At 44.0% G+C, this 14,786-nt stretch carries 10 protein-coding genes; 5 read left to right on the top strand and 5 right to left on the bottom strand.

Going from position 1 to position 14,786, the window contains the following annotated elements; genetic code table 11:
- Nucleotides 1-1,136 precede the first annotated feature (1,136 nt).
- The 5 genes from QUB06_RS15430 to QUB06_RS15410 all read left to right on the top strand — a co-directional run bounded on the left by QUB06_RS15430 (nucleotide 1,137) and on the right by QUB06_RS15410 (nucleotide 9,130).
- Complete coding sequence (locus QUB06_RS15430; protein WP_333435997.1) at nucleotides 1,137-3,311, top strand: glutamine synthetase III; 2,175 nt, start codon at nucleotides 1,137-1,139, stop codon at nucleotides 3,309-3,311.
- Nucleotides 3,312-3,975: 664 nt separating this feature from the next.
- Nucleotides 3,976-5,673, top strand: coding sequence for a circadian clock protein KaiC (gene kaiC / locus QUB06_RS15425; RefSeq protein ID WP_333435996.1), 1,698 nt, complete (start codon nucleotides 3,976-3,978; stop codon nucleotides 5,671-5,673).
- 24 nt (nucleotides 5,674-5,697) lie between these two features.
- The gene (locus tag QUB06_RS15420) at nucleotides 5,698-6,036 is read left to right on the top strand and encodes a circadian clock KaiB family protein (RefSeq protein ID WP_333435995.1); all 339 of its coding nucleotides are present in this window, start codon (nucleotides 5,698-5,700) and stop codon (nucleotides 6,034-6,036) included.
- Nucleotides 6,037-6,057: 21 nt separating this feature from the next.
- Nucleotides 6,058-6,432 carry a circadian clock KaiB family protein gene (locus tag QUB06_RS15415; RefSeq protein ID WP_333435994.1) on the top strand — a complete coding sequence of 125 codons (375 nt, stop codon included), beginning with the start codon at nucleotides 6,058-6,060 and terminating at the stop codon, nucleotides 6,430-6,432.
- On the top strand, nucleotides 6,425-9,130 hold the full coding sequence (locus tag QUB06_RS15410; protein WP_333435993.1) for a PAS domain S-box protein: 2,706 nt from the start codon (nucleotides 6,425-6,427) through the stop codon (nucleotides 9,128-9,130). Before QUB06_RS15415 ends, QUB06_RS15410 begins: the two co-directional genes overlap by 8 nt.
- 356 nt (nucleotides 9,131-9,486) lie before the next feature.
- Here the strand turns inward: QUB06_RS15410 and QUB06_RS15405 are convergent, their stop codons facing one another.
- From QUB06_RS15405 to QUB06_RS15385, 5 genes are all read right to left on the bottom strand, one after another.
- Entirely contained in the window at nucleotides 9,487-10,896 is a 1,410-nt protein-coding gene (locus QUB06_RS15405) for a cation:proton antiporter (protein WP_333435992.1), read from the bottom strand.
- A gap of 246 nt (nucleotides 10,897-11,142) precedes the next feature.
- On the bottom strand, nucleotides 11,143-11,916 hold the full coding sequence (hisA, locus tag QUB06_RS15400; protein ID WP_333435991.1) for a 1-(5-phosphoribosyl)-5-[(5-phosphoribosylamino)methylideneamino]imidazole-4-carboxamide isomerase: 774 nt from the start codon (nucleotides 11,914-11,916) through the stop codon (nucleotides 11,143-11,145).
- Between the two features lie 139 nt (nucleotides 11,917-12,055).
- Entirely contained in the window at nucleotides 12,056-12,733 is a 678-nt protein-coding gene (locus QUB06_RS15395; protein WP_333435990.1) for a TIGR02117 family protein, read from the bottom strand.
- 155 nt (nucleotides 12,734-12,888) lie between these two features.
- Nucleotides 12,889-14,091: a glycoside hydrolase family 10 protein gene (locus tag QUB06_RS15390; RefSeq protein ID WP_333435989.1), complete on the bottom strand. Its 1,203-nt coding sequence runs from the start codon at nucleotides 14,089-14,091 to the stop codon at nucleotides 12,889-12,891.
- A gap of 108 nt (nucleotides 14,092-14,199) precedes the next feature.
- Nucleotides 14,200-14,688, bottom strand: coding sequence for an SDR family oxidoreductase (locus tag QUB06_RS15385; RefSeq protein WP_333435988.1), 489 nt, complete (start codon nucleotides 14,686-14,688; stop codon nucleotides 14,200-14,202).
- Between the last annotated feature and the right edge of the window lie 98 nt (nucleotides 14,689-14,786).

Below are 14,786 nucleotides of genomic sequence, written 5' to 3'. Positions count from 1 at the left end.
TCTGTGAAATTACTCAATTTCATACTCTGACTCTAATACACCTCAGTTCCACTTTAAAATATGTTGGTAATGACAAGGTCTTGAAGCTGGGGACATAAAGCTTTGGGAGGCTCACGGCTGTTACGTGTTCATTTACGTATCAGCTCCCTGCTAAAAATTTACGCAGCAGTTTCTAACAGAGGGATAACATTTGCCTTAAGTCTTTTCATCACCTTGAAATGAACTTAAATACCCAGCTATACGTCTGTCGCTTGTTGTATAAGAGAGTCGGTGACTTTGTGAGAAGTTAAATTTTTAATCTGATGACGATTGCTCAAAAGTTTGAAAAAGAGAGTTCCCTTTCTTCCCACATTATATATAGTGTGCCTGCGTAAGCCCTGTAAATGTACGATCGCCCCCCTGTTTTAGCGCCCCGCGTCCTGTTACACTGAAATCCTGCGGTTGTGTGCGATCGACCTTTCTAAAAAAAACATAAAATTCTGTAGCCTGCGATACATTTATTTAGTTAATGATTGTTTAAACTCTCCAAGTGTAGATTGTGTACTCTCCATAATTCTCCAAAACCCCTAAACGAGTGCGTTGTTTGCTGGACTGCGATTTATCGATCGTCGAACCGTTAAAAACCATAAGTAGTTTTGACCTGAATTCATCGGAATTGATTCGCACAAAATTTTTGAGCTGACCAGGGTGAATATTAGTTACTAAATTTGTGCAGTGCAGACATCTATAATGTTGACTCAAGTTTGTACAGGCTCTTGCCATCTATCTTCTTGCTAATAACCGAAATCCAACCGCATCTCACACAGGATTGTCACGCCCGGTGGACGGCGAAGTGATTGCGCCTCGCTCATCCAATCTTGTAGAGCCTGCCAAAAAAGGCATTCTCGCAAAAGTTAGCTTTGACAAAAAATGTTGGGTAAATCTCATATGTTGCACCATTCTCAATTAGCCTTTTATGAACAGGCTGGACGGGCTGTGAAGCGAGAAAATTGATCTCTTGTGGAACGGGCCGAAGAGCCCGTTCTTGAGAATGGTGCAAAATCTTGGGTAAATCCAGGATATTCGTCAATAGTTAGACTTTTGCTAACATCTATTTTTTATCAACAACTCGTCCTGCAATCCCAATAAAAATAACCATGAGTGGAAACCAATCGCGCGTTCAAGCAATTTCTCAAATCGTCAACCGCAAACAGATGCCTGCCCAGCCTCCCAAGCGGCTAGAAGATTTGTGGGCAACAGACGTTTTTAGTCTGAGCAAAATGCAAGAAAGTCTGCCCAAAAGTATTTTCAAATCAGTAAAAAACACCGTTCAAACAGGCCAAAAACTCGATGATTCCGTAGCTGATGTAGTTGCAGCCGCAATGAAAGATTGGGCTATTTCCAAAGGAGCCCTCTACTACGCCCACGTATTTTACCCGCTAACCAACAGCACCGCCGAAAAGCACGATGCTTTCATCTCAGTGCAAGGCGATGGCTCCGTCATCTCAGAATTTGCCGGCAAAGTTCTAGTACAAGGCGAACCCGATGGCTCCTCATTCCCCAACGGCGGCATTCGCTCCACTGCCGCCGCTCGCGGATATACAGCCTGGGATGTCACCAGCCCTGCTTATGTCATGGAAACAGACAACGGCATGACATTGTGCATTCCCACTGTTTTCATCTCCTGGACAGGTGAAGCCTTAGACAAGAAAACGCCGCTTTTGCGTTCCATTGCCGCAATGAACAAAGCAGCAATCCGAGTGTTAAAGCTATTAGGAAATACCGAAGTTGCTCCCGTCAATTCCAGTTGCGGGCCCGAACAAGAATACTTCCTGGTAGATGCCAATTTCACCACCAGTCGCCCCGATTTACTGCTAGCAGGTCGCACCCTTTTTGGCAAACCTCCTGCGAAAGGTCAGCAATTTGACGACCACTATTTTGGAGCGATTCCAGAGCGCGTTCAAGTCTTCATGCAGGAAGTAGAAGAAAGAATGTACCGGCTGGGAATTCCTGCCAAAACCCGCCACAACGAAGTAGCTCCCGGTCAGTTTGAAATTGCACCAGTTTTTGAAGCTGCAAACGTCGCCAGCGACCATCAACAATTAACCATGACAATTCTCCGCAACACTGCGAAGAAACACGGTTTTATGTGTTTGCTGCACGAGAAGCCTTTCGCCGGCATTAACGGTTCTGGCAAACACGTCAACTGGTCGGTCGGCAATGCCACCCAAGGAAACTTATTAGACCCAGGCGATACACCGCACTCGAACATACAATTTCTAGTATTCTGCGGCGCTGTGATTCGCGGAGTTCACAAATACGGGCCGCTGTTGCGCGCCGTAGTTGCGACTGCCAGCAACGACCACCGATTGGGTGCAAATGAGGCTCCGCCAGCAATTATCTCTGTCTATTTGGGTTCGCAATTAGAAGATATCTTCGGGCAAATTAGCCGGGGAGAAATTAAGGACTCTCAATGTCGGGGAATTATGAACTTAGGTGTAGAAACACTGCCTACTTTCATGAAGGATGCTGGGGACAGAAACCGGACTTCGCCCTTTGCCTTTACTGGAAACCGATTTGAATTCCGTGCAGTAGGTTCCGGTCAGTCTGTTTCCGGGCCGCTGGTGGCGATGAATACAATCCTTGCAGATTCTTTGGACTGGATTGCTAACAAATTAGAAAGCGATTTGGCTAACGGAACTGAACTGAATGCTGCCATCCAAACTGTTTTGAAAGAAGTGATGGATGAGCACGGCGCGGTTATATTTGGCGGCAATGGCTATTCGGAAGAATGGCACAAAATGGCTGTTGAGGAACGGGGTTTAGCTAACTTGCGGACTACGGCAGATGCTTTGCCCGTATTGAAGGAAGGATACATTGAAGACTTGTTTGAAAAGACAGGTGTTCTGACTCCCGTGGAATTGGAAAGCCGTTACGATGTTTATGCAGAGCAGTATTTGCTGGCAATTGAAGTCGAAGCAAAACTGGTAATAAGCATGGCTAAAACTATTATTTACCCCGCAGCGGTGAGGTATTTAGCTGAACTTTCTGGCACGATTTCTAAATTGAAAGAGATTGGGATTGAACTGGAAAAGGAAAGTGCCGAAAAAGTAGCGGTCTTGCTTAAGTCCATGATGGATACTGCGAGCAAGTTGAGTGATGCTTTGAGCAAGCACGATTTTGCTTCGACAGAAGACCATATGCAATATGCTTCGCAAACAATTCGTCCTTTGATGGATGAGGTTCGCCAGTATGCGGATGCTCTGGAAGGTGAAGTGGCTGATGATTTGTGGCCTCTGCCTACTTATCAAGAAATGCTGTTTGTTAAGTAATCGTAAATCTGGTTAATTTCCGGTGATATTTGTAGGGACACGGCACTGCCGTGTCCTTACTTGTTTTTGAGGTTAAATGAGTGTAAACTCTTCCTGGGACGGGCTCTGGGGCCCATCCCACAAGAGTTATTTTTTCTTGTGGGATGGGCCCCAGAGCCCGTCCTAATTATTTTTGCAACAGCTTAGGATGGTGGATTAAATAACTTCCGTAGGTTGGGCCCAGTGGAACGAACCCTCCGCTTCACTGGGCCCAACAATCAAGCGTGGCGTTGGGTTTCGTTCGACGGGCCCCACCTACAAAAAATGCAAGTTATTTAATTCTCATTCCTTATTGCCTGCCTTCTCTCAATTGCCACGATGGGGAGCATCTCATATTTGTAACCACACTTCTTCTGGCTCCTGCCTTCTTCCTCCTGCCTTCTGCCTCACAACTTAGATTTCTAGCTTGCTGGACTACACAAGTGAGATGCTCCCCCACGATGTAATCTGCCGCCTGCTGACGATTCCATGAAGAAACGAAAAGCTATGGGTACTAAAGTGAGAAAAAGTGCTAGTGTTGAGCATATACAGGTAATCTACACACAAGCACACATTCCTCAAGTGTCGGAGGTAGGATAATTGTGCGCTTATGTAACTCCTATCAAAAAGGGATTTTTAATCTTTTATGGAGAAAATTCAAGATTTACAATTATCCAAATGCCCAACGGGAATTCAGGGACTCGATGAAATCACCGATGGAGGCTTGCCCCAAGGCCGACCAACCTTAATCTGCGGGTCAGCGGGTTGCGGTAAGACCTTATTTGGTGTGGAGTTTCTTGTGCGCGGAGCAACGCGGTACGGAGAACCAGGCGTTTTAGTCACCTTTGAAGAAACTGCGTCAGAAATTACCCAAAACGTCGCCTCTTTAGGGTGGAATTTAAATCAGTTAATTGCTGACGAAAAAATATTAATCGATCACATTTATATTGAACCCAGCGAAATTGAGGAAACAGGAGAATATGACCTAGAAGCCCTATTTCTTCGTCTAGGGTATGCGATAAAAAAAATTGGCGCTAAACGGGTACTTTTAGACACGATTGAAGTCTTGTTTTCTGGTTTAGCCAATGCCAACATTGTCCGCTCAGAAATACGCCGTTTATTTCATTGGTTAAAAGACCAAGGTGTGACAGCCGTGATCACAGGGGAGCGAGGAGATAACACCTTAACCCGTCAAGGTTTAGAAGAATACGTTTCGGATTGTGTGATCAAATTAGATCAAAAAACCTTTGAAGATATCGCCACAAGAACCCTTCAAGTTGTCAAGTATCGCGGCTCTCGTCATAGTAATAATGAATATCCTTTTTTAATTGAAGAAAATGGCATTTCGGTCTTACCCGTTACTTCCTTAAAATTAGACCATCAGGTTTCTAATGAGCGAGTCTCAACGGGGATTACCGAACTTGATGAAATGTTTGGTGGCAAAGGCTACTATCGGGGTAGCAGTATTCTTGTCACAGGCAGGGCTGGAACGGGGAAAACAACGCTGGCAAATTATTTTGCCCACGCAAGCTGTTTGAGGGGCGAACGGTGTTTATATCTCGCCACTGAAGAATCGCCCCAACAAATTATCCGCAATTTAAGCTCGATTGGTCTTGACTTAGCTCCTTATGTAGAGCAGGGATTACTCCAATTTGATGCGGTTCGTCCCACCAATTACAATTTAGAAATGCGTTTGTTTAAAATTCATCGCTGGGTACAAGAATTTAAACCAAGGACAATCATCATTGATCCGATGAGTAATCTCGTCTTGAGTGGGAGTTTGGTTCAAACAAAAAACTTTTTCATGCGTTTAATTGACTATTTAAAAAGTAAGCAAATAACCGTTTTTATGACCAACTTAACGGGTGGTGATGCTGACCATGACCACGAACAGACAGAAGTGGGTGTTTCTTCTCTGATGGATACTTGGTTAGAACTCCAAACGCTCAAGGTGAATGGGGAGCGCAATCGGATTATCTATGCCCTCAAATCTCGTGGTATGATGCACTCTAATCAAGTACGGGAATTTATCGTCACCAATGAAGGCGTAAAGTTGGTCGAGGTTTACTTGGGAGATGGCAAGGTATTAACAGGAACGGAAAGAGTCACTCAAGAACTAAAGGAACAATCTGCCGCTAAAAAACGCCGACAGAATTTTGAACAAAAAAAACGCGAGTATGAACAAGAGAAAAAACTCGTACAAGCTCAGATAAATGCTCTACAAATGCAATTGCTCAATCGAGATGCGGAGTTAGATTTGCTGTTTGAAGAAGAACAAGAGGAAGAAAAAGCGGTGCTGGAGAATCGAACGTTTATGGCAAGATTACGTCATCTTAATCCCTAAAACCTATCTCTAAGGATAAAAAACATGACCGATTATTTAACAGATAATTTATCACAGCCCACTCACACACAAGGGTCACAGCTTTGGCAAATGCGGTTATATGTGGCGGGACAGACACCTAAATCTCTCGTTGCTTTTGCCAATTTGAAGAAGATATGTGAGGAATATCTTCACGGTCAATATACCATTGAAATTATTGACTTAAGTCAACAACCCCATCTCGCCATAGAAGATAGCATCGTTGCTCTACCGACTCTCGTTAGAAAATTGCCAGAACCGATTAAAAAGATTATTGGTGATTTATCCAATACCGAAAAAGTTCTGGTAGGACTGCAAATTCTTCGTGTAGTCGATGAACACTAACTCAAGATAGAGGTACTAACAATGATTGACTCCGAAGATGTTAAACAAACAATCACAGAACTTTTTGAACAGTCCCTGTCCCAATCGCAGGAACAGCATTATACCCTACGTCTTTATATTTCGGGTACAACGATTCAATCGGTGACGGCGTTGCGAAACATCAAAAAGATTTGTGAGGAACATCTCCAAGGGCGTTATGAGTTAGAAGTTATTGATATTTATCAACAGACAGAAGCTGTTATTTCGGAGAACATTGTGGCTGTTCCCACATTGATAAAAAAGTTACCTCTGCCCTTACAAAAGATAATTGGCAATTTATCGAATACAGAAAAAGTCTTAATTGGTCTTGATCTTCTGCCTAAAAAAAATATAATTGGAGAGCAAAATAATGAATAATTCTCTGACCCCTCTTGAAAAAATGAGCCCAGAAGTCGAAACCCTACATCGGGAATTGGTCGAGGTGCAGGAACGCCTAAATGTAGCGGAAGAAACGTTGCAGGCCATTCGTGCTGGGGAAGTTGATGCTGTTGTTGTTTCTACTCCGCGAGGAGAGCGAGTTTTTACGCTTCAGGGGGCAGATTATGTTTATCAGTGTTTAGTGGAACAAATGGGCGAAGGAGCGGCTACCGTATCTTCGGAAGGTTTGATTTTGTACTGTAATAAGCGACTCTCTGAACTCTTAAATTGTCCTTTAAAAAATCTGATAGGCTCTCAATTAGAAACCTTTATTGCCCCCAAGTATAAAAAAGCATTTTTACTACTTTTGCAGCAGGTTCAGAGCGAAACAAATCTCACTAGAGAATTATCTTTGATCGCAGCAACGGGAAATAAGGAAGTACCTGTTAAATTGTCGTTAAAACAACTTCAGATAGATGAGATTTTAGTTAATAGTATTATTGTTACTGATATTACAGAATCTAAAATAAAAGAAGCTGGGAAACTTAGTCAGATTCTCAACAGCGCGCTCGCCGTTATTAAAAATTTTCGTCTTTTGACTGATGGTACTTTAGAGATCGATTCTTGGACAGGCGGAACTCAACAGATTTTTGGCTATAGCTTAGAAGCAGTGCAAGCAGATTCTGCCTTATTCATAGGGAATATATTGCCCGAAGATCGAGACAAAACGATCGCCTCATTGATCGAAAATATTCAAGCAGGGCGATCGGGTATTATCGAATATCGGTTTTTGCATGGCGATCGCACGATTCGATGGCTTGCCTCAAACTATGTTGCTGAATGGGATAAAGAACAAGATTGTTGGGTGGGCATAGAAATTATTACGGATATTACCCAACGTAAAGAAAGAGAGCAAAAAATTGCGGAACAAGCAGCCTTAATTGATATTGCTAGTGATGCCATTTTTGTAAAAGATTTAGACGATCGTATTTTATTTTGGAATAAAGGAGCTGAACGTTTATATGGTTGGGCAGAAGCCGAAGTTATAGGGCAGAAAACTCAAACCTTATTTAATCAACCGTGTACACTAACTGAGGCGATCCAAATCACTACCGATCAAGGCAGTTGGCTGGGAGAAATAGAGCAACTTACTAAAACAGGTAAGAATATAATCGTAGAAAGTCGTAAAACGCTGATAGAAAATAAATTTTACCAATCCCGCTGTATCCTTGTTGTTAATAGTGATATTAGTGAAAAAAAACAACTTGAAAAACAATTTTACCATGCCCAGCGATTAGAGAGCTTAGGGACGTTAGCAAGTGGAATTGCACATGATTTCAATAACATTTTAACCCCGATTTTGGGAGCGAGTCAACTACTTCCTCTCAAAATTACCAATATGAATGAACCGACAGAAAGACTGTTAAAACTCCTTTCGGGTAGTGCTAAACGTGGGGCTGACTTGGTAAAGCAAATTCTTCTTTTTAGTCGAACAAGTGATGGTGAATCGGCAATATTACAACTAGGCTATTTGCTCCTAGAAGTGATCGGTATTGCTCAACACACATTTCCCAAATCAATAACTATTTCGACTAAAATTCCCGCAAGGGAACTATGGACAATATCGGGTGATGCTACCCAGCTACACCAAGTATTTATGAATCTGATGATTAACGCTAGGGATGCCATGTCATCAGGAGGAACTTTGAGCATCTCTGCCGAAAATCGCCAATTGGATGAAGATAATGCCCTGCTGAATTTGGAAGCAAAAGTAGGCTGTTATGTGGCTGTGACGGTGGCTGATACAGGAATTGGTATTCCGCCAGAATTGTTAAACCGAATTTTTGACCCCTTTTTCACTACCAAGGAAGTTGGCAAAGGAACAGGGCTAGGATTATCAACAGTAATGGGGATTGTCAAAAATCATGGCGGTTTTATCAAGGTTTATAGCGAGTTGGGTAAGGGTACGGAATTTCAGGTTTTATTTCCAGCTATAGAGGGAGAAGTGAGCCTCACAACCGTAGAACAAGCAATGCCTAGAGGTAAGGGCGAGTTGATTTTAATTGTTGATGATGAAGCCTCTATTCGAGAGACAACACAGACTTTTATAGAAAACTATAACTACAGAACAATACTCGCTAGTGATGGGCTTGAAGCCCTCGCTCTCTATAGGGAACATCAACAGGAAATTAGTGTCGTTTTAATGGATATGATGATGCCAAACCTAGATGGTGTTTCCGCAATGCGCGCGTTGCAAGAAATTAATCCTGGGGTGAAGATAATTGCGACTAGCGGACTCCTTGCTAACAGAAAGCTGGCATTAGATGCTAATGTCAAAACATTTTTGTTAAAACCTTACACGATCGCACAGTTATTACAAATGTTAACGGAGATACTGCCGCGAGAGGAGAATAAAGCAAATCGCATCCCGCCCCGTACCACTCAAGAGTCTTCTTCACTGCCGAGGGTTGAATTGTCCAGAGATGCTTTAGCAATGATGCCCCCCGAATGGTTACAGCAAATGTATGATGCGGCGTGCTATTGTGATGGGGATCTCGTGCTGCAATTAATTGAACAAATACCTACTTCTCAAGTGGCGATCGCGAAGGCTCTCAAAGATTTAACGCTGAGTTTTAAAACGGATATCATTATGGAATTAACTGATTTATCTAAATTAGGAGTTACGAAAGATCCCTAGGAAGAGAAGGATATTAAAGTTGCTGAATAAAAAGTATGACGGGTAAAACAAGTTGGGCGATCGATTGACCATAATATCCCGGCCGGGGCGGGTTTTTGAGATTGTCAATTATTGGCAGATATGGTTGGTGAACCCGCCCCCTACCTGATTTCGGGTAATCGAGGGGACAGGATATTACGGGTAAAACAATTGGGACGATCGACCTTTGTTTCTCAATCAGTCGATCGCCCAGACTCAAATTCCCTCAATCATATCGTTTCCGGTTGCATTGGAATGATTAAACCGCAGAGAACGCAGAGAACGCAGAGTCAGAGAACAGAGAGATGAATACAGGACGATGAAGGGCGGATTTGATATCAAACAATTTTCTCGCTAGAAAGTTCCCCACTAGCAGGAGGCTCTACCGTATCCCCAAAGGCAATCCGCAGAAAAGGCGGAGCCAAAAAAGTCGTCAGAATCACCATGATAATAATCGAGACTTCTAACGGTTTATCCAAAACCCCACTCGCCGAACCGATGCCGGCAAACACTAACCCGACTTCGCCCCGAGGAATCATCCCCACTCCGATCGCCAATCGATTGATTCCAGGCTGACCAAACACCGCCCAGCCTGTCACCAACTTGCCCGCAATCGCCACCGCAATCAAAAATACGGCAATCAAAAGCCCCGCCCGATTATCCGGTACTGTTGGGTTCAAAACTCCCAAATCTGCGCGTGCCCCCACCGTTACAAAAAAGATGGGTACAAATAAATCGGCGATGGGTTTCACCAATTCATCCAACTCCTGGCGCGCATCGCTTTCATCCAAAACCAAGCCGGCAGCAAAGGCACCCAAAATCGCTTCGAGATGAATTGCATTGCCCAGAAAAGCCATGAAGTAGGCAAAAATAAATGCCGGAATGATAATATTGCCGCGAGTTTTGAGTTGACCCACCACCGCCGAGAAGGTTTTGTCGAAGATGCCCCCCAACAGAATCGAACCTAGCAGAAACGCAGTTGCACTGACAATCAAATAGATGACATTAACAACATCAATCTCACCGGTTTTGGCTAAACTGGCGACAACAGCCAGGACAATAATTCCTAGCACATCATCAATCACCGCCGCACCGACAATAATTTGACCTTCTTTAGAGCTCAGTTGTCCTAAATCAGACAACACTTTGGAGGTAATTCCGATGCTGGTTGCCGTCAAAGCAGCCCCTGCAAAAATCGCCGGAATCGCCGCCGTGTGGAAAATTATCATCAAGCCCGCAGTACCAGCGGCAAAGGGAACTGCCACACCTACGCAGGCGACAACGGTGGCTTGAATTCCCACTGCTTTCAGTTGTTTGAGATCCGACTCTAAGCCAATTTCAAACAGCAGAATAATCACGCCTAATTCTGCTAGCACTGCAATGACTTCACTCTGCGATTCAAAGACACTGGTGAGGGCGGCAGGAGACAGATGATTAATCGATTGCAGAACTGTCATAATCCCTGAGTTGGATGCTGACAGCCCGCTTCCGGGAAAAACGACTAGGTGTAAAGCAGATACGCCAACAATTACCCCTGCTACAAGTTCACCCAAAACCGGCGGAAAATCAAACTTTAGAGCCGCTTCCGCGCCTAATTTACTGGCGAGATAAATCACTACCAAAGTGAGCAAAACTCCGCTGAGGACGATCGGCGAATTTTCTGCCTCGACTGTTGCTAACAAAGGTATGGGGGCAACTAGAGAAGCCATCCCAGAACTTAAAGCTGTAATTGTATGGTTCAAAAACATGGGTACGATGATGTTCAGTTGACAGTTGACAGTTGACAGTTGACAGTTGACCGCACGGGTAGCGACCTCTACCTGGAAGGAAGAGGATTGGAGTAATGAATAGTCTTCTTTTAATTTCTCCCGCTTATGGGTTCCGGCTTTAAACCAATTCTTTCTGGTAAGAAAGACGTTGAAACCAGATAATCCCGGACGCAGACAAACTCAAGGGTTCCGGTTTGGTTAACGCGCGCAAAAGGATTCAGATAATCAAGCAAAGCTTGAAGAACCCAAATCTGGCGGTACATCCTGCCACCGCCCTTGTCCGACTGCTTGAATTGCTTCTTTTAGCAAGATATCGCCGGTATAAATTGCCCTACCGACGATCGCACTTTTGACACCAATTGGTTCCAAAGCCAGCAAACTCAACAAATCGGCGATCGAACTAACGCCGCCGGAAGCAATCACCGGAATCGAAATAGCGTTAGCAATTTCGCGCAAAGATTCCAAATTTGGCCCTTCCATAGTACCGTCACGGTGAATGTCGGTGTAAATAATTTCAGCCGCCCCTAACTCGGCCATTTTTTGCGCCAATTCTGTCGCTAAAACTTCCGAAGTTTCTAGCCAGCCTCTAGTAGCAACTTTACCATTTCTGGCGTCGATGCCGACCAGAATTCTGCCGGGAAATTCGGCGCACAATTCGCCGACTAATTGGGGTTGTTCGACGGCGACAGTGCCGAGAATGACCCGCCGGACGCCTAAATTGAGGATAGCAGCAACAGAAGTGCGATCGCGCATTCCCCCACCTACTTGACAGGGAACGTCTACTGATCGGACGATCGCTTCTATGGCTGCTTGGTTGACTGGATGACCTGCTTTAGCGCCGTCGAGGTCTACTAAATGCAGCATTGTCGCGCCTTCATTTACCCACTGTCTGGCGACTTCGACGGGGTTGTCGTTAAAAGTTTGAGACTTCGCGTAGTCTCCCTGATATAATCTGACGCATTTTCCATCCAATAAGTCGATCGCTGGAATTACATTCATAATTTTTCCTCAAATTGCTAATTATACCAGCTAAAAAAAAGAATGCAACTTTAGGCAATATCCCAACCCATACATAATCATTCATTCCGAATTCTAAAATTTAAAATTTAAAATCTAAAATGGTATTATCCATTACCATTTATTTTTGACATTCGCAACCGCTATTTAAATGAAACATAATCGCCGAAGAAAGCGTTGACCATAAAGGAGTATTGACATCGGCTTTTTGCAAAGCTTCTGCCGTCCAGTCATTGCAAGTTCTCAAAATAGAGTAACTGCCTTTTGCTTCATAAAAACTATCGCTGTTGTCGTAGCCGTAGCTAATTTTAATTTTATTACCTGCTGCGTCTAATAGGAATGAATTTTTAATAAAATTTACCAGCCTCAGATAATTTTTGCCGCTAATTTTAACACATTTGGTTTCTATACTTTGGGGGAGAACCCGATAACTTTGAACGTGTACGGTAGACGGAGTAGGGAGAAATAGCGCCTTGAAAGCTGTAACTGGGTTGATGATTGCTGAGGTGGAGGTTTCCAGCATAAAAGCTCTATCTCCCCAGCCAAAAGACAAATATTTATAATCAGAAGTCGCCTCCCGCCCTATTTCTGTTAGCGGTAAAAATTGATTCCAGTCAAAATATTCATTTTTAACTGGAACGATGATTTCGGTGTGAATGCCTTGGTTGGAAATGTATAGAGAGATTGTGCAATCTGCTTGCGAGTAATTTCCCCATTTTCTGGGAGTGAGATAGCCAATTGTTAGGAAAGCGCTTAAAAATAAGATGACAATTCCTAAGCGCTGTATGCTTTTTCTCATTTTAAGCGTGGGTTTCAAATGGGAGCATCTCATATTTGTAAAAACACTTCTTCTGGCTCCTTTCTTCTTCCTTCTGACTCTTTTCTCCTGACTCCTGACTCCTAACTCCTAACTCCAATTTTGGGCTTGGCTGCTTTCATTGAGATGCTCCCGTTTCAAATTCTGCCTTCGGAGGGCGGGCGCTGCATCTTCGTGGGAAAGAATTCTTGCAAGGCGAAATTGCGCTGTTCGGGGGTTTCCCTCGCCCAATTCGACAAACTTTCGTAGAAAAAGAACGACACGCCAGCGAAATCTCTTTTTCGCACTTCTTGCACTTGTTCTTGAATTTGTTTGAGGGGAACAGAATTATTTTTAAGACCAGTTAAAATGCCGATCGCAGTTGGAATGTTAAGTTTAGCCAATTTAACTTCTTCCCGTTCCAGTTCGGCACTAAAACGCTTGATATCGCTGCGATAAACCTGCAACACAATTTCGTCGATGTAGCCGCGTCTTTCCCAGGTAAACCAGTCCTGCAAGTGGGCGGGTAAAGCAAAGTGAAAAGGGTTGGGAGATAAGCTGACAATACATTTTTCTTTGCGGGATTTGATGGCGCGGGAAACTCTGCCCACGAAGTCGTTGATTTTGTCAGCGCGCCAGCGCACCCAGAAGGTTTCGCGGGGGTCGTCGGAGGGAGGACTTTTGATTTGTTCCTGATACATTGACACTGTTAATGGCTCGTAACCAAATTCTACTGGCAAGCCAAAATGGTCGTCAAATTGAATGCCATCTATATCATAATTATCGACAACTTCTAGGATTAAATCTAAGATAAATTGCTGCACTTGGGGATGAAAGGGATTCAGCCAAACTCGATCGTGTTTGCCTTCTTTCCAAATAGTTGAACCATCGCGCCGCTGCGCCAGCCATTCGGGGTGAAGTGTGGCTAATTCCGATTCGGCGGGAGCCATGAAACCAAACTCAAACCAGGGGATTACTGCTATACCTTTTTGGCGGGATTGTGCTATAATTTCTTTGAGGATGTCTCGGTCTTTCAATCCGGGCGATGGGTCGATCGACTGTCCGAATACTCGTTCGGCTGCAGCACTCGGATAAAGCGTATAGCCTCCTTGCCAAACCGTGGGATAGATGGTATTAAAATTAAGTTTGTCCAGTCGATTTACAGCGTCAATGATGTTGTTGCGGGAGAAGATAACGTCGCTGTCAATGTTCGTCAGCCAGACGCCTCGCAATTCGGTTGTTGGGGTTTTGGGCGGGGTTTGAGCCAAGAGACGCGGGGATAATATGGCGGAGGAGGTAAGGGCGATCGCAAAAACAAGAGTTAAGACCAAACCTCGCCGCCATCCGTACAATCTAAACATTCAACCTTCCTTGCTTTGTTTGTGCTGCCCCCAGAAGAGATGATGAGGACAATAAAAGATCATATCAAACAAAGCTGAATTTACCCATTTCAAGAAAGCTATGAATCCTCAACCATTATCTTTCATTCCCAAAATTTTCTTAAATATCCAATCCATCAACCCCGGAAACAAACGATAACTAGCCTGCGACACATTTGCCGAACCAACCATTATCTCAGAGTGCGGGTGTTTAACCGCCTGCCAAATAGCTTTTGCTACATCTTCAGGATTTTCTAACAGCGGACTCTCGATCGCCTTTTTTACTAAATCCTGTCGCTGCTGCACTTCTTCCCCGTCTTTCCCTAAAAAGATAGCTCTTTCCATCAAGTCAGTCTTGATAAAATTCGGATGCACGCCGCAAACTCGAATCCCTTTATCCGATAATTCCGCGTGCAATCCTTCCGTCAATCCAGTAATAGCATATTTGCTAGTAGTGTAAGGAACTTGATAAGCGATCGGGATCTTGCCGCCGATCGAACCCACATTGACAATTGTACCGCTGCCCCGATCCAAAAAATGCGGCAGCAGCGCGTGAATTGTGTGGATGTATCCCCACAAAGTGGATAAATCCCTCTTTCTGCGGGTAGGGTACGATCGCGCCCTCTCTCTATCTTCAGGAATAAAAAAATGTTAATTGCTTTGGCAAGCGACAATAC

The sequence above is a fragment of the Microcoleus sp. D2_18a_D3 genome (assembly GCF_036702455.1).
Lineage (GTDB): Bacteria > Cyanobacteriota > Cyanobacteriia > Cyanobacteriales > Microcoleaceae > Microcoleus.
This window is presented reverse-complemented; position numbering and strand designations above follow the sequence as displayed.